Annotated in this window: 14 protein-coding genes; 7 read left to right on the top strand and 7 right to left on the bottom strand. The window is 71.8% G+C overall.

All coding sequences use genetic code 11. The annotated features are described in order from the left end of the window. Window positions 1–98 precede the first annotated feature (98 nt). The 6 genes from ABZS51_RS03170 to ABZS51_RS03145 all read left to right on the top strand — a co-directional run bounded on the left by ABZS51_RS03170 (window position 99) and on the right by ABZS51_RS03145 (window position 6,256). A complete protein-coding gene (locus ABZS51_RS03170) occupies window positions 99–1,298 on the top strand; it encodes a transposase (RefSeq protein WP_355435855.1) in 1,200 nt (399 codons plus the stop codon). A gap of 125 nt (window positions 1,299–1,423) precedes the next feature. After that, window positions 1,424–1,615, top strand: coding sequence for a hypothetical protein (locus ABZS51_RS03165; RefSeq protein ID WP_355435483.1), 192 nt, complete (start codon window positions 1,424–1,426; stop codon window positions 1,613–1,615). A 48-nt stretch (window positions 1,616–1,663) separates the two neighbouring features. Continuing rightward, window positions 1,664–1,828, top strand: coding sequence for a hypothetical protein (locus tag ABZS51_RS03160; protein WP_355435480.1), 165 nt, complete (start codon window positions 1,664–1,666; stop codon window positions 1,826–1,828). Between the two features lie 143 nt (window positions 1,829–1,971). Then, window positions 1,972–2,568 (top strand): helix-turn-helix domain-containing protein, encoded by a 597-nt coding sequence (locus tag ABZS51_RS03155; RefSeq protein WP_355435477.1) that lies wholly within the window; start codon window positions 1,972–1,974, stop codon window positions 2,566–2,568. Beyond that, a complete protein-coding gene (locus ABZS51_RS03150; RefSeq protein ID WP_355435852.1) occupies window positions 2,568–4,304 on the top strand; it encodes an ABC transporter ATP-binding protein in 1,737 nt (578 codons plus the stop codon). The genes ABZS51_RS03155 and ABZS51_RS03150 overlap by 1 nt, the downstream gene beginning before the upstream one ends. Next, entirely contained in the window at window positions 4,301–6,256 is a 1,956-nt protein-coding gene (locus ABZS51_RS03145; RefSeq protein ID WP_355435474.1) for an ABC transporter ATP-binding protein, read from the top strand. Before ABZS51_RS03150 ends, ABZS51_RS03145 begins: the two co-directional genes overlap by 4 nt. Here the strand turns inward: ABZS51_RS03145 and ABZS51_RS03140 are convergent. Beyond that, the gene (locus ABZS51_RS03140; RefSeq protein ID WP_355435471.1) at window positions 6,253–6,669 is read right to left on the bottom strand and encodes a VOC family protein; all 417 of its coding nucleotides are present in this window, start codon (window positions 6,667–6,669) and stop codon (window positions 6,253–6,255) included. The genes ABZS51_RS03145 and ABZS51_RS03140 overlap by 4 nt on opposite strands. Window positions 6,670–6,744: 75 nt before the next feature. Between ABZS51_RS03140 and ABZS51_RS03135 the strand changes: the two genes are divergently transcribed. Continuing rightward, a complete protein-coding gene (locus tag ABZS51_RS03135; RefSeq protein ID WP_355435468.1) occupies window positions 6,745–7,329 on the top strand; it encodes a TetR/AcrR family transcriptional regulator in 585 nt (194 codons plus the stop codon). Window positions 7,330–8,058: 729 nt separating this feature from the next. Here ABZS51_RS03135 and ABZS51_RS03130 read toward each other — a convergent pair. The 6 genes from ABZS51_RS03130 to ABZS51_RS03105 all read right to left on the bottom strand — a co-directional run bounded on the left by ABZS51_RS03130 (window position 8,059) and on the right by ABZS51_RS03105 (window position 16,017). After that, window positions 8,059–8,307: a type II toxin-antitoxin system CcdA family antitoxin gene (locus ABZS51_RS03130; protein ID WP_355435465.1), complete on the bottom strand. Its 249-nt coding sequence runs from the start codon at window positions 8,305–8,307 to the stop codon at window positions 8,059–8,061. Between the two features lie 96 nt (window positions 8,308–8,403). Then, complete coding sequence (locus ABZS51_RS03125) at window positions 8,404–9,258, bottom strand: hypothetical protein (RefSeq protein ID WP_355435463.1); 855 nt, start codon at window positions 9,256–9,258, stop codon at window positions 8,404–8,406. Next, window positions 9,255–9,740 (bottom strand): hypothetical protein, encoded by a 486-nt coding sequence (locus tag ABZS51_RS03120; RefSeq protein ID WP_355435460.1) that lies wholly within the window; start codon window positions 9,738–9,740, stop codon window positions 9,255–9,257. The genes ABZS51_RS03125 and ABZS51_RS03120 overlap by 4 nt, the downstream gene beginning before the upstream one ends. Beyond that, window positions 9,737–10,279: a hypothetical protein gene (locus ABZS51_RS03115; protein WP_355435457.1), complete on the bottom strand. Its 543-nt coding sequence runs from the start codon at window positions 10,277–10,279 to the stop codon at window positions 9,737–9,739. Before ABZS51_RS03115 ends, ABZS51_RS03120 begins: the two co-directional genes overlap by 4 nt. 39 nt (window positions 10,280–10,318) lie before the next feature. Then, window positions 10,319–10,759 (bottom strand): acyl-CoA thioesterase, encoded by a 441-nt coding sequence (locus ABZS51_RS03110; RefSeq protein ID WP_355435454.1) that lies wholly within the window; start codon window positions 10,757–10,759, stop codon window positions 10,319–10,321. Then, window positions 10,756–16,017, bottom strand: a complete 5,262-nt coding sequence (locus tag ABZS51_RS03105) for an SDR family NAD(P)-dependent oxidoreductase (protein WP_355435452.1) — start codon at window positions 16,015–16,017, stop codon at window positions 10,756–10,758. The genes ABZS51_RS03110 and ABZS51_RS03105 overlap by 4 nt, the downstream gene beginning before the upstream one ends.

Below are 16,017 nucleotides of genomic sequence, written 5' to 3'. Positions count from 1 at the left end.
CCCGAGGTAGTGGGCCGCGTTGGCGCGGTCGCCGATGTGCTCACGGATCGCGCTGATTCCCATACGTTCAGTCATGATCGAATGGTCCAATGAGCACCATGCAGGTTCGTTACCAGTACCGGCTCTACCCGGACGCTGCCCAGCGCCAGGCGCTGGCCCAGGCGTTCGGGTGCGCCCGAGTGGTGTTCAACGACGGGCTGCGCGCACGGCAGGACGCCCACGCGGCCGGGCTGCCCTACATCTGCGACGGGGACCTGTCCAAGCTCGTGATCACCGAGGCGAAGAAGACTCCGCAACGCTCCTGGCTGGCAGAGGTCTCCGCCGTGGTGCTCCAGCAGGCGCTGGCGGACCTGAACACCGCCTACCGCAGCTTCTTCGCCTCGATCACCGGTAAACGCAAGGGGCCGAAGATGGCCGCACCCCGGTTCCGCTCCAAGAAGGACAACCGGCAGGCCATCCGCTTCGCCCGTAACGCCCGGTTCTCGATCACGGCAGGCGGGAGGCTGCGCCTGCCGAAGATCGGGGACGTGCCGGTGCGGTGGTCGCGCAACCTGCCGTCGGAGCCGTCGTCGGTGACGGTGATCAAAGACGCGGCGGGCCGGTACTTCGCTTCCTTCGTGGTCGCCACCGGCGACGAGCTCCTGCCCGAGGTCGCCTCCGAGGTGGGCATCGACCTGGGGCTGGCGCATGTCGCGGTACTGTCGGACGGCCGGAAGGTCGACAATCCGCGTTTTCTGCGCCGGGCGGCCAAGAAGCTCCGCAGGGCGCAGAAGGCCCTCGGCCGGAAGGTGAAGGGCTCAGCGAACCGGAACAAGGCCGTCGTCAAGGTCGCCAAGGCCCACGCCCGGGTGGCCGACGCGCGCCGGGACTTCGCCCACAAGCTCTCCACCAGCATCATTCGCGACAACCAAGCGGTGTACGTGGAGAACCTGTCGGTGTCGGGTCTGGCGCGCACGAAGCTGGCCAAGAGTGTGCACGACGCGGGCTGGTCGGCCTTCGTCGCGATGCTGGAGTACAAGGCCGCCCGGTACGGGCGGACCTTCGCCAGGATCGACCGCTGGTTCCCCAGCTCGAAACTATGCTCGGCGTGCGGAACCATCGCCGCGTCGATGCCGCTTTCCGTCCGGTCGTGGATCTGTGCCTGCGGCGCGGCCCACGACCGGGACGTCAATGCGGCGATCAACATCCTGGCCGCCGGACGGGCGGACAGGCTAAACGCCTGTGGAGACCCGGTAAGACCACCGCATGCGGTGGCGCGGGTCGGCGAAGCAGGAAGCCTCAGAGGTGCCGCCGCATGACGCGGTACGGGCTGAACCCCCGGCCTTCAGGCCGGAGAGCGCGTCAATTCCCCACCGAGTCCAGCAGCAGCTGCAGCACAGAGGAGTACGAGTCGCACAGGCGCTCGCTGAAGGCGGCCCGGGGCGTGCCGATTCACCGCGGCGAGGAGTTGGCCACGTTGGCCGTCCATTCGATGGAGACCGGCACCCGCCGCATGATCCACCACAACGTCCGCAACGATGGCCTGATCCAACCTGCCCCGCGAGGCCACCGTCGAATCGAGCGCTACGACGCCGCCCACCCCGGCAGATTCGCCACGTTCTGCCGCGTCGACTGATCGCGGACGGCCGAGCCCGGTTTCGGCGGCGAGTTCACCTGGACCGCCGTGGCCGGCGTGAACCCGCTGGTGTCCAGCGCCGGCGGGCTCTACAAGTGGTCGGTCCCGCTGTCGTCGCTCAGCGGCACCGGCACCACCCACACCATCCTGTTCCACGGCACGGACGGGACGCGGAACGACTACTCGAACCTGGTCACGCTGACCCACGACTGACCCCGCCCCGCAGTGCCTGAGCTCGTCCCCCCTTGGGGGCGGGCTCACGCCCGTTCGCGGACCTTCGGGACAAAACCATTTGAACGAGTGAGTACTCGCTCATTATGCTCTGCGCCATGGCCAGAAGGAGAAGGGTGCCGGCCATGGCACCAGAAGATCGCCGTGCCGCGCTCATCGCCGCCACGCTTCCCCTGCTGCGCGAGTACGGCACCGCCGTCAGCACCCGTCAGATCGCCGAGGCCGCGGGAGTGGCCGAGGGCACGATCTTCGGCGTCTTCCCCGACAAGGCCTCGCTGCTGCGGGCCGCGCTGATGAGCGCGTTCGACCCGCAGCCGGCCGTGGACGCCCTGGCGGCCATCGGCACCCAGGTCGAGCTGCGCGCGCGGCTGCTCGCCGCCGTCACGAAGCTGCGGACCGGGATGAGCGCCAACGCCAACCTCATCGCCGCTCCCAAGGAGCTGATGAGCGACGACGCCGAGTTCCGCGAGCGGATGTTCGGCGGCCGGCAGCGGATAGCGGCCGCACTGGCCGCCCTGATGGAGCCCGATCGCGACCGGCTGCGCCGCTCTCCCGAGGCCACGGCACACCTGCTGCTCATGCTGATCGCGGTGCGGGTGCACCGCGGCTTCGGTCAGGGCGGCGACCTCGGAGACATGGACGACGCGGAGATCGTCTCCGTGCTGCTCGACGGGCTGCTCGTGCGGCCTTCCCCCGACCCTTCGACAGAAAGCCCTTCTTGATGCTGCTCCGTCTGCTGCGGGTCCAGCTCAGGCCGTACGGGAAAGAGATCACGCTCGTCGTCCTCTTCCAGTTCGTGCAGACGCTGGCCACGCTCTATCTCCCCACACTGAACGCCGACATCATCGACGACGGCGTCGTCAAGGGCGACACCGGCTACATCGCCCGCATCGGGCTGGTGATGCTCGGTGTGACGCTCGTCCAGATCGTCTGCTCCGTCGTGGCCGTGTACTACGGCGCCCGGACCTCGATGGCGCTGGGCCGGGACCTGCGGGCCGCGATCTTCCACCGGGTGCAGAACTTCTCCGCCCAGGAGGTCAACAGGTTCGGCCCGCCGTCCCTCATCACCCGGACCACCAACGACGTGCAGCAGGTGCAGCTGCTCGTGCTGATGACGTTCACGATGGTGGTGGCCGCGCCGATCATGTGCGTCGGCGGCATCGTCCTGGCGCTGCGCCAGGACGCGGCGCTGTCGTCGCTGCTGCTCGTCGCGCTGCCCGTGATGATCGTCGTCGTGGGCGTGATCGTCATGCGGATGCGCCCGCACTTCCGCACCATGCAGGAGCGCATCGACCGGATCAACCAGGTGCTGCGCGAGCAGATCACCGGCATCCGGGTCATCAGGGCCTTCGTCCGCGACCGGCACGAGCGCGAGCGCTTCGGCGTGGCCAACGACCAGCTGACCGACGTGTCGCTGCGGGTCGGGCGGCTGATGGCGCTGATGTTCCCCACGGTCATGCTGGTGGTGAACCTGTCCAGCGTCGCCGTGGTGTGGTTCGGCGGCCACCGCATCGCCGACGGGGCCATGCAGGTGGGCGCGCTGACCGCGGTCATCTCCTACCTGATGCAGATCCTCATGTCGGTGATGATGGCCATGTTCATGTTCATGATGATCCCGCGGGCCGAGGTCTGCGCCGAGCGCATCGAGGAGGTGCTCGACACCGAGCCGACCGTCCACCCGCCGGCCGACCCCGTCACCCCCGAGCGACGCATCGGCGAGCTGGAGCTGCGCTCCGTGGACTTCCGGTACCCGGGCGCCGAGCAGCCGGTGCTGTGCGACGTGAGCTTCACGGCGCGGCCGGGCCGTACCACCGCGATCATCGGCAGCACGGGCAGCGGCAAGACCACGCTGCTCAACCTCATCCCGCGCCTGTTCGACGCGACCGCCGGCGAGGTGCTGGTCGACGGCGTCGGCGTCCGCGACCTCGACCCCGCCGTGCTCTCCCGGGCGGTCGGCCTGGTCCCGCAGTCGCCCTACCTCTTCTCCGGCACCGTCGCCTCCAACCTGAGATACGGCAGGCCGGACGCCACCGACGAGGAGCTGTGGCGGGCCCTGGAGGTGGCCCAGGCCCGCGAGTTCGTCGAGGCGATGCCCGGCGGCCTGGAGGAGCCGATCTCCCAGGGCGGCACGAACGTCTCCGGCGGGCAGCGCCAGCGCCTGGCCATCGCCAGGACACTGGTGCACCGGCCCGAGATCTACCTGTTCGACGACTCCTTCTCCGCCCTCGACTTCGCCACCGACGCCCGGCTGCGGGCCGCGCTGGCCGAGGAGATCACCGACGCCACGATCGTCATCGTGGCCCAGCGCGTCAACACGATCCGCGACGCCGACCGCATCCTCGTCCTGGAAGAGGGCCGCGTGGTCGGCAGCGGCGACCACGCCGAGCTCATGACCACCTGCCCGACGTACCGGGAGATCGTGCTGTCCCAGCTCACCGAACAGGAGGCGGCCGCATGAGCACCCCCCAAGCGCCCCCGCGGCGCCCTCAGCCCGCCTTCGGCCCCGGCCGGATGATGTCCGGGCCCGCCGAGAAGGCCCTCGACTTCGGCGGCTCGCTCCGCCGGCTGCTGCACCTGCTGCGGCCCGAGCGCGCGATGCTCGTCGTCGTCCTGGCCCTCGGCACGGCCAGCGTCGCGCTGACCGTGACGGGCCCCAAGATCCTCGGCCACGCCACGGACCTGATCTTCTCCGGCATCATCGGAGCCCAGCTCCCCGCGGGGAGCACCAAGGAGCAGGCCGTGGCGGGGCTGCGCGCCCGGGGCCAGGGCACGTTCGCCGACATGGTGTCGTCGATGAACGTGGTGCCCGGCCACGGCATCGACTTCACCGCGCTGGCCCAGGTGCTGGGCTGGGTGCTGGCCATCTACGTGATGGCGGCGCTGCTCGGGATCGTGCAGTTCCGGCTGACCACGATCGTCGTGCAGCGCGCGGCGTCCCGGCTGCGCGGGCGGATCGAGGCCAAGCTGGCCCGGCTGCCGCTGAGCTACTTCGACGGCCAGCCGCGCGGTGAGATCCTCAGCCGCGCCACCAACGACACCGACAACGTCGCCCAGACGCTCCAGCAGACGATGAGCCAGCTCATCTCGTCGGCGCTGACGGTCGTGGCGGTGCTGGTGATGATGTTCTGGATCTCGCCGATCCTGGCGCTCATCGCGCTGGTCACGGTGCCGGTGTCGGTCTACGTCACCACGGTCGTCGGCAAGCGGTCGCAGCCGCAGTTCATCAAGCAGTGGTCCTCGACCGGCAAGCTCAACGGCCACATCGAGGAGATGTACGGCGGGCACACGCTGGTCAAGGTGTTCGGCCGGCAGAAGGAGGCCGCCGAGACCTTCGACCGGCACAACGAGGCCCTGTTCACCTCCAGCTTCCGCGCCCAGTTCATCTCCGGGATGATCCAGCCGGCGATGATGTTCATCGGCAACCTCAACTACGTGCTGGTCGCCGTGGTGGGCGGGTTCAAGGTGGCCTCGGGCTCGATCTCGCTGGGCGACGTGCAGGCGTTCATCCAGTACTCGCGGCAGTTCAGCCAGCCGCTGACCCAGGTGGCCGGCATGGCGAACCTGGTGCAGTCGGGCGTCGCCTCCGCCGAGCGGGTCTTCGAGCTGCTGGAGGCCCCGGAGCAGTCCCCGGAGCCGGACCGGCCCGCCCGACCGGCACAGGTCAGGGGCCGGGTGGCGTTCGAGAACGTGTCCTTCCGCTACGCGCCGGACCGGCCGCTGATCGAGAACCTGTCGCTGACCGTCGAGCCCGGCCAGACCGTGGCCATCGTCGGCCCGACCGGAGCGGGCAAGACGACGCTGGTCAACCTCATCATGCGCTTCTACGAGGTGACCGGCGGCCGGATCACGCTCGACGGCGTCGACATCGCCGAGATGTCCCGGGAGGAGCTGCGCGCCGGCATCGGCATGGTGCTGCAGGACACGTGGCTGTTCGGCGGGACGATCGCGGAGAACATCGGCTACGGCGCCGAAGGCGCCACACGGGAGCGCGTCGAGGCCGCCGCGGAGGCCGCCCACGTGGACCGCATCGCGCACACGCTGCCCGACGGCTACGACACGGTGATCGACGAGGAGGGCGCCACGGTCAGCGCGGGGGAGAAGCAGCTGATCACGATCGCCCGGGCGTTCCTGTCGGAGCCGGCGATCCTCATCCTGGACGAGGCCACCAGCTCGGTCGACACCCGCACCGAGGTGCTCATCCAGCGGGCGATGAGCTCGCTGCGCGAGGGCCGCACCAGCTTCGTGATCGCCCACCGGCTGTCCACGATCCGCGACGCCAGCCTGATCCTGGTCATGGAGAACGGGCGGATCGTCGAGCAGGGCACGCACGAGTCGCTCCTGGGCGCGGACGGCGCCTACGCCCGGCTGTACTCCGCCCAGTTCGCCCAGGCCGTCGTGGAGGTGGACTAGGGCCCGACATAGTTGTCCGCGTAGGCGGCGGACGGTGGGACCTCTTCGATCACATCGATGAGGACGCCGTTGGGGTCGGCCACGATGAAGTGTCGCTGGCCGAACTCCTCGGTCCGCAGATCCAGCTCGGGCTTCAGGCCCTCGCCGAGGACGAGGCGCTCCCACTCGGCGTCGACGTCCTCGACCTCGAAGTTGAGCAGCAGGCCCTGGACCGGCCTGCGGTAGGCGTGGGGCACGGTGGGGTGACCGTGGTCGAGCAGGGCGAGCTCGTACCACTGGTCGCCCCGCCGTCGCAGGCTGACGTACCAGTCCGCCTCGAACGTCACCTCGAACTCGAACAGCCGGGTGTAGAAGTCGCGTGACTCCCGCAGACGCGTGACACCGATGACGGGATAGAAGCTGGTCAACCTCATCAGAATCCCCATTCACATACCGATGGTATGTCGGATACGCTATTGACGTACCATCGGTATGTCAACGGAGCGCGGATGACCAGCAGAGCGGAGCAGCGCGAGCAGACCCGGCGAACCCTCGTGGCGGCCGGACGGAGGCTCTTCGCGACCAAGGGCTACGGCGCGGTGGGCCTGTCGGAGATCGTCCGTGCCGCCGAAGTCACCAAGGGCGCGCTGTACCACCACTTCGACAGCAAGGCAGACCTCTTCCGAGCCGTCCTCCAGGAGGTCCAGGACGAGGTGGGCAGGAAGGTGGCGGCCGCCGCCGACGCGCACGACGATCCGTGGACGCGGTTCACGGCCGGCTGCCGGTGCTTCCTGTCCGCCAGCACCCATCCGGACGTTCAGCGGATCATGCTCATCGACGGCCCGGCAGTCCTGGGCTGGAACGAGTGGAGAGCCATGGACGAGGCCGCCTCCGCCCGCCACCTGACGGAGGCACTCACGAGCCTGATGGACGAGGGCGTCATCGCGCGCCAGCCCGTGAGGCCGTTGACTCATCTGTTGTCGGGAGCGATGAACGAGGCCGCGCTCTTCCTGGCCGGATCGAGCGACCCCCAGGACCTCCCCGACACCATGGCCGCCCTGACCCAGATCCTGGAGTCCCTCCGCACCACGTGAGCGAGGTGGGCGCACAGGCCACGTACGAGCCCGCCCGGAGAAGCCTTCTCACCACAACGTCGAGGAGCGGGCCGAGCCGGGGGCCAGCAACTTCGAGAGGAGCCCGGCAGCCCTTGATGGCCCTGTCAAGGTCGCCGGTGCCCAGCCACCCAGTACTGATGACCGCGTCCCGCTGACGTCCCCCGAGATCCGGCGGTCACTGGCCGCGCTCATCCTGACCGCGACCCACACGATCACGGACATCCTGCGCTGGTCAGAATGGCGGCGTCGCCATCAGGCAACCGCCCGACACTGCCACTGCCAGCGCAGATCCCAACCATGATCGCGATGTGTCAGTGGAGTACCAGCCGGCCCCGCCCGGACCGGCGTACCCGTCGCTGTGGAGCAGGATGTGGGACGCCGGGCCGGGCGGGAGCTGCTCAGATGCCGATGAGCCGGACACGGTCGCCGCACAGTCGGGCCATGTCGTCGACATCGGAGGTCAGCATGGCCACCGGACGCGGCTGGCGCGGTGCCACTTCGGCGACCGTCGCGTCGATCGCGTACTTGTGGCCGTGCAGACCCGCTGTCTTGAGCAGTTTCGCGGACGCCTTCGCCGCCCCCCGGTCACCGGTTCGACCTTGACGCGGGAGAGCACCCACTGCAGCCGGGGCAGGTTCACCCGCGTTTGGCTGACCATCCAGGCGGAGAGTCCCTGGAAGTCCAGGACGAAGGTTTCGACGTGCTCGATCACACCGCGCTCGCCGAACCCCCCGGATCGGCCGCCCCGAAGATCCTGGAGCGAGCCTGAGCCAGTTCTTCCTCGGTGAACTCCCCGTGCTCCTCCTGGTGATGCCGCAGGTCGGCGCCGAGGAGCTGGTGCCGTAGCTGGCGTGCCACCGCCTCGGCGACATAGCCGGAGACGTTGTCGGTGAGCTTCCTGAGCTCGGCGACCTGGTCACTCGGCAGCGTCACCGTGATGCGTGTCGTATCAGCCATGAAGCAAGCATGCCGCGGTATGCGCGCCCGGAGTCGAGTTCGGAGCGGGTTCGCACGCACCCGGGGCCGCGGCGAACAGAGGTCGGAACGGGACTGTCAGGACGGCAGCCGCATGATCCGGAGGAAGGCGGGCAGGAGCCACGGCCGCCTGCCCCGGACGACGACGTCGCCGGCGAGCACCGTCCGTGCCCTGCTGACCCGACCGAACAGCATCAGGTTGAGCGCCACCGGGTCGAAGGCGAGGCGGACATCCGTCGGCCCGCCCGGCGGTTCGACGGTCACCCGGCCGTCGTCGATCACGATGGACCGGGTGGTCGTGTACGGGGAGGCGAACTCCACCGCGACCCGCCGTCTCGGCCAGGGGCCGTGACCGTCGAGCAGCCGGCCGTAGCCGTGGTGGATGACGCCGACGAGGAACAGCTCGAAGAACAGGGCGGCCTCCTGCCGGGGCACCCACCACCGCGCGCCCACCGGCCGGGCGATGTCCCGGCCGTGGATCTGCAGCTCGTTGAGCAGGTGGGCGAGCAGCCCGGCCAGGGGGACCGCGGAGCCGCCGAGCCACGGCACGGCGGCGGCCGGGTCCTCGCCGTCCGTCGCGTCGAGGAGCAGCTTGATGTCCGAGCGGATCTGACCGGCCAGCGCCTCCGGGTCCCGCTCCGTGAACCGTCCCAGGACGACCTCGTTGAGGTCGGCGACGGTGTCGATGGTGGTCTCCCTCATCAGCTCGCCGAGGCCGTGGACCGGTGGCGGGGCGACTCCGAGCATGGAGGCGCACGCCTGGGTGAGGGTGGCCACGTGCGCGGCGGTGTCGGCCACCGACCAGTGCCGGGTCGCCGGAGCGGAGCGGGCGGCGGTGGCGGCCGCCGAGAGCAGGTCGGCGAAACGATCACCTGTTGTCGCCAGTGCGGCGCGCGTCGTCCGCCACGCGTCGTCCGTGATCGCGACGATCATGTTCGTTCACTCTCCAGCTCCACGCTCCGGCCGGAGCCCCGGCGGGAGGCCAGTGCCCGGCGTACCGCTCCCACGACCGGCGCGAGGGCGAAGGCCAGCAGAGCGAGCTCGGCCAGGAACAGGAAGACGGTGAAGATCCATTCGTTGGACCCGTGCGGATCGTAGACCCGGTTGGGCAGCCCGACGTCGACCGCCTCGCTCTGCCGGCCCGCCTGGTCGGTGTCCCGGTCGCTGCCGGCGAGGGTGACTCCCGTGCGGCGGACGACGCCGTCGTGGGAGCGGAAGTCGCCGGTCCACGCGCAGCTCTCGTGGCCGGGGTGCCGCACGCAGTCCAGGCGTTGCGCGGTGAAGGTCCCGGACCGGCCGGCCCCGGCGGCGAGCCGCAGCGCCGGGCCGATCCCGGGGACCGTCCAGGACAGCAGGAGGGCGGTGACGAGCAGGAGGGCCACGGTCAGCGGCGGGGACGGGCGCCTTCGTCTCATGCCGCTCCGAGCGCGCAGCCACAGCGCATGACGCTGCGCTCGGCCTCGCGCGGCCGGCGGTGCAGCAGCATCGCGACCACCATCGGGACGAAGACCACGGCGTTGTAGAACAGGTGCAGCTCCACGCGGGGGATCACGAGCTGGATGATGCTGGTCGGAACGGGCCGTCCGGCCAGGTGCGTGCCGGTGATCGCCTGGAGCAGCAGGAGCAGGTGCTCGATGTGGTGCCAGAACTGGATGGCGAGCGCGATTGTCCACCACGTCCGGGAGCGGCCGGTGAAGCCGGGCCGCAGCAGGATCAGCCCGACGAGCATGACCAGGGCGTAGCCGTAGTGCATCCATTCGGAGGTGACGAGCCAGGGGAACGGCAGTCCGAGCACTCCGCGCGCCTCCGGGACCGGCCATCCGAGCGCGTAGATCTGGATCGCCTGCACGATGTGTTCCGCCCAGTGGGCGAGGACGATCACCAGGAAGACGCCGAGGGCGGCCTTGTGGTGTCGCTCGTTGAGCTGCCGCCGAGTGGTGACGGGGGTGGACATGGTCGAGCTCCTGACGTCGGACTTTCCGGTGGTGGATGCTCAGGGCGTCGTGACGGGGGAGTAGCGGTCGAGGGCTCGTCTGAGCGAGGCGGGGATCTCGGCCGGGGTGAGGGCGCCTGCGGGGTCGCGGCGCATGCACGCGATCGTCTGCCGTCCGCCGGCGACGAGCCGGGCCGGGCCGGCGCCCAGCCGGTAGTAGCGGAAGTCCATGGTCACCCGGTTCGCCTCGATGCCGCCCAGGGACATGCGGATCGACACCTCGTCGAGGGCGTACAGCTCGGCGAAGAACTCGCACGAGCAGTCGGCTGTGACCAGGACGAGGTCGCCGGCGAGCGCCTGGAGTACCTCCGGCGCCTGGTCGGCGAGGAAGCGTTCCCGGCAGCGGCCCTGCCACTCGAAATAGTGGGAGAAGTACACGTTCCCGACGACGTTGGTGTCGGCGAAGGTGACGACCTGGCGGTGTTCGTAGAAGGGAGTCATCGCGTCTCCTGGGTGAGCACGGCGACGACCATGGATCGCGGTGGGCCGTCGGAGCTGTCCAACGTGAGCAGTCCGGACAGGACCGCCAGCCCGGACGGGCCGGTCAGCTTGATCCAGCCGTGCTCGTAGGCCGCCTCGACCTGCAGCGCCTCCGCCTGGCCGGCCTCGGGCAGGCACTTGTGAGCCGTTCTCAGCCGGGAGTCGAGGGTGAGCCGGGACTCGCCCGTCAACCGCGCGAGCTGCTCGGCCTGCCGGGTCCACCCCGGCTCGGGCTGGAACGGCGGCTCGGGCCGGAGCGGCGGCTCGCCGAGCTCCAGCCACTCGTCGGTCACGGCCGACGCCCCCGGGCACAGGTCTCCGACCATCCGCTCCAGGTACGGGCCGGTCAGCAGCGCAGGCATGGCGTCCATGCGCAGCGGCCCGGTGTCGAGGAGCCGCAGCCCCGTCCAGCTGAACACCGGCCGCCCGTCCGCCGACCGCGCCACGACGTCGTAGACGTAGTCGGCGCCGTGATGCGACCGTTCGACCGCCTCGACGACCACCTCCGCGGGCGGGGCCGCGCGGCCGTGCGCCTGGAACCGGTCGCAGCCGACCGGCAGGAGCCGCCGGTGCGGCACGCACGCCTGGAGCACGTGGATGGCCGCGTCGTGCAGGGCCGCCTCCCCCAGGACCGGTGACCCCATGTCGAGGTCGTCGCCGGTGGCCGACAGGACGGCGCGGCAGCCGGTGGGGAAGAGGGACTCGAAGCGGGCCAGCCGCCGGAACGCGGGCCCGTGGAAGAACAGCGGCCCGTACAGGTCGGCCGGATCGTGGGCGGGGGGATCATCGGCCGGGACGGCGACGTCCGGAGGGTCGGCGGACGTGGCGGCGATCCGGCCGGCGAAGTGCACGGCGGAGAAGTCGGTCTCCGCGCTGCGGATGGTGACCTCCACGTCGCCGCCGGGGTGGCGGAGGGCGTGGATCCGCAGTGTACGGGTGCCGTCGTCGGGCACGATGACAGGCCGCTCGAACCGCGCGTCCGTGATCGTACGAGCGGGGGTGCCGAGCAGCTCCGCGGCCTGGGCCATGGCCTCCAGGGCGCAGACCGCGGGCAGCAGCCGCACCCCGTCGAGCCGGTGGTCGGCGAGGTACCTGCTCGCCGGGTCGAGCTCGCACTCGGCCGCCAGCTCGACCCCGGGGACGAAGCTGCGGACCCGGTGCAGCAGCGAATGCCGTGACGGGGTGTCCTCCGCGCGGTCGAGCTGGGGCAGCCGGCCGCTGATGACGATGGTCTCGCCGGCCGGGCGCGCCGCGATCGCCTCCAGCAGCAGCTCCGCCCCCCGCTCCACGGGCAGCGTGCCGATGCCGGCGCCGGTGAGCTGCTGGACCACGCCGAGCCGTTCGGCCATCCCGGCCCCGGCCCAGGCGGTCCAGGCGAGCGTCGCGGTGACGCAGCCGGGGGGCAGCTCGCCGGTCAGGGCGCGGACCATGGCCTGCAGCCGCCCGTTGGCCAGCGCGTAGTGGGTCTCGCCGGCCAGCCCGAACCGCCCGATGACCGAGCCGTAGGCCAGCACGAGACGCAGCCGGTCGGTGTCCAGGGCCGCCAGCACGTTGGCCAGGCCCTCGCACTTGGTACGGGCGTGCTCGGCGAAGTCCTCCTCGGTGAGCTCGCCGAAGCGGGCCGGCCGGTTGACCCCGCCGGCGTGCACGACGCCGGTGATCGGGCCGAGCCCGGACAGCTCGGCCACGGCCCGCCCGACGGCGCTCGCGTCGGTGACGTCGGCGCTGCGGTAGGCCGCGACGACCCCGGCGGCGCGCAGCCGCTCCAGCCCTTCGGCCAGCTCGGGGTCGGCCGCGGGATCGGACCGGCCGATCAACGCCAGCCGCACCCCGTACGCCCCGGCCAGGGTGAGCCCGGCGTGCAGCCCGATCCCCTTGCCCCCTCCGGTGACGAGGACCACCTCGTCCCGGTGGAGGGGAGCCGCGCCGTCCCCTGGGGGCAACGGCAGGTGCCGGACGGCGTACGCCTGCCCGGCGGGGTCCACGCCGTGCCAGTGGGCGTCGAGCTCCGGGTGCTCCTGACGCAGCGCGGCGACGAACCCGGACGCGCAGTCGGCCTCGTCGGCGACGACCAGGGGCCGCCCTTCGGCGATCGCCTGCCGGGCCGCGGCGAGCAGGCGGCCCACGTCCGCGTCGGCGGGTCCGGCGGGGACGCGCACCCGCAGCGCGCCGTCCGGTTCTGGAGGCTGGACCGGCACGGGGTGCTCGGCGAACAGCCGGAACCATTCCGGCGCGTCGGGCCGGCGCTCGCCGGCCGGGGGGAACGTCTCGACGGCGGCGATCAGGTCGCCGACCGTGGCCTCGGCGATCCGGGGCAGCTCGGCCGGAAGCGCCCTCCCGCACGCCGATGCGCACTCGACGGCGAGCTGTATGACGCGCAGGGAGTTCAGGTGCAGGTCGGCCAGGAGGTGGTCGTCGTCGCCGATCGCGTCCGGCTCCAGCTCCAGGGCGGCCGCGACCAGGGCGCGGACGGTCCCGGCCACGCTCCCGCCGCTCGGCCGGGCCGGCTCGGGGGTGCCCGCCCGCGCCGGTTCCGGCGTCTCCCGCCGCGCCGGTTCGTGGGACGGCGCCAGCTCGCACGGGTTGGTGAGGAACACCGGCTCCCGGTCCAGGTCGTACGGCCGATGGAAGCGATGGCTGAACAGGGGCAGCAACGAGTCCGTCGCACCCGCCGCGAACAGGGCGGCGGCGCTCTCCAGCAGGCCCTGTCCGCTGCGCTCGCCGGCGTCGACGGACACGGCGGACGGCGAGGCGCCGAGGTGGGCGGTGGCCAGGGCCGTCAGCGTCCGGCCGGGTCCCACCTCGACGAGCAGGTCGCACTCGGCGGCCAGCAGCTCCAGGGCCTGGCGGAACCGCACCGGGTCGGTGATCTGCGCGGCCAGGTGCTGCCGCAGGTCGGTGGCCGCGCCCAGCTCCGCACCGGTCACCGTCGAGAAGACCCGTCCCACCGGCGCGGTGAACGGCACCTTGTCCAGGCAGGCGGCGAACGGCGAGGTGGCCTCACCCACGGCGGGTGAGTGGAAGGCGTGACTGACCTCCAGCTCCTTGGCCGTGAGGCCCGCCGAGCCGGCCCGGCCCAGCGCGGCCGCGATCGCGGTCAGCGGTCCGGCGACGACCGTGGAGGCGCCGTTGTCGGCGGCGACGACCAGGTCCAGGCCCTCGATCAGGGCGGCGGCGCGGTCCGCCGGGGCGGCGATGGACGCCATGCCGGTGCCGGCGGCTCCCACCTCGCTCATGATCCGGCCGCGCTCGGCGACCAGGTCGAGCGCGTCCTCCTCGTCCACGGCTCCGGCCCAGGTGAGCGCGGCGATCTCGCCGACGCTGTGGCCCAGTGCCGCGACGGCCGTCACGCCGAGGCTGTCCAGCCACTTCAGGGCGGCCATCGAGGCCCGGAAGACGGCCGGCTGGACGATGCCGGTGTCGACGCCTTCCTGCCCGGTGAAGTAGGGCCGTGCCTCCTCGAACAGCCGGCCCAGAGCGCCGGCGCCGCCGCGCGCCGGGACGCCCTGGCCGGTGAACATCAGGCCGATCCTGCGGGCCGGTCCGGTCCCGCTGTAGATCCCGGACTCGGCGGCGTCGCGGCCGGACATGGCCACGGCCTGTCCGGCCCGGCGGGCCAGCTGGGCCGGGTCGTGAGCGGTGAAGGCCACCCGGCAGGCGCCGGGCGGCTCGTCGGCCAGCCGGGCGGCCAGGTCGGTGAGCTCGGCGAAGGAGATGGACTCCGCGCGGCGGGCGATCCGCCGCAGCTTCCCGGTGAGCTCGTCGGGGGTGCCGGCCGTCACGGCGAACACCTCCGCCTCCAGCGGCGCCCGCGCCATCCGCTCCTGTACGGCGGACAACCGGCTGCGCCGCGCCGGTCCGGCGGCCTCGATCACCAGATGGGTGTTGATGCCGCCGAAGCCCATCGCGCTGACCGCGGCCCGCACCGGGGCGGCAGGCCAGGGGACGGGCCGCTCCGCGGTCGCCAGGCCGTCTCCGAGAAGTTCGTGCGGCGTGTGCGAGCCGGTGGTGGGCGGGATGATCTGGTGGTGCACGGCCAGCGCCGCCTTGATCAGGCCGGCCGCGCCGGCCGCCGCCTTGGTGTGCCCGATGTTGGCCTTGACGGACCCCACGAACGCGGGGCTCCGGTGCGGCCCCCGGACGGCCCGCATGGCCTCCAGCTCGGCGTGGTCGCCCACCGCGGTCCCGGTGCCGTGCCCCTCGAAGTAGCCGACCGTCTCCGGGCCGAACCCGGCTCGCTCGTACGCGCGCCGCAGGGCCAGCAGCTGCCCGCCGGCCTCGGGCCTGCTGATGCCGCCGCGGCCGTCGGACGAGACCCCCCAGCCGCGGATGACCGCGATGGGCCGCCGTCCCGTGGCCAGCGCGTCGCCGAGGCGCATCAGCGCGACCATGCCGCATCCCTCGCCCGGCCAGAAGCCGGTGGGGGAGGCGTCGTAGATCCGCATGTCGCCGCGGGCGAGCGCGCCGGTCCGGGCGAACCCGACCAGCTCGAAGGGGTCGAGGCTGAGGTCGACGCCTCCGGCGAGGGCGAAGTCCAGGTCCCCGGCGGTCAGCGCCGCGCAGGCGTGCGCGACCGCGAGCAGCGACGAGGCGCACGCGCCGTCGACGGTGAAACCGCCGCCGTGCAGGTCGAAGTGGTTGCAGATCCGCCCGGCGATGGTGTTGGCCAGCGCTCCGGCGAGGGTCTCGTCGGTGGGCTCCGGGAACGGCGCCTTGTAGAGCTCCTCGGACCGCTGGAGCAGCCGGTCGCGGACGTCCTCGGGGAGGTCCTCGCGGGCCAGGGTCTCCTGCAGGACGCGACGGACGTACGGCCACCGCAGCCGCATCGCGGTGGCCCTGGTGTAGTCGCCGGTCAGCGTGTTGCCCATGATGACCCCGGCCTTGTCGCGGTTCATCCCGCCGGCGTCGGCGAAGCCCGCCATGGCCAGGGTGTCCGCGGCCACGTCCAGGGCCAGCCAGTGTGCCGGGTCGGTGACGCGGTAGGTGGCGCCGGGGACGCGGTGGCGGGTCCGGTCGAACGACCAGCCCTCCAGGACCGCCGCGTAGCGGACGTAGGTCGAGTCCAGGTCGTCGGTGTCGTAGTCGGCGGGGTTCAGCCGAGCCGCGGGGAGCGGCCGGAACGCCCGCCTGCGGGCCATGACCAGCTCCCACAGCCGGTCCGGACCGGAGGCGTCGGGATAGCGGCAGCCCATGCCGACGATGGCGATGCCGTCTGCCAT

The sequence above is a fragment of the Nonomuraea sp. NPDC005501 genome (assembly GCF_040605905.1).
Classification (GTDB): domain Bacteria; phylum Actinomycetota; class Actinomycetes; order Streptosporangiales; family Streptosporangiaceae; genus Nonomuraea.
This window is presented reverse-complemented; position numbering and strand designations above follow the sequence as displayed.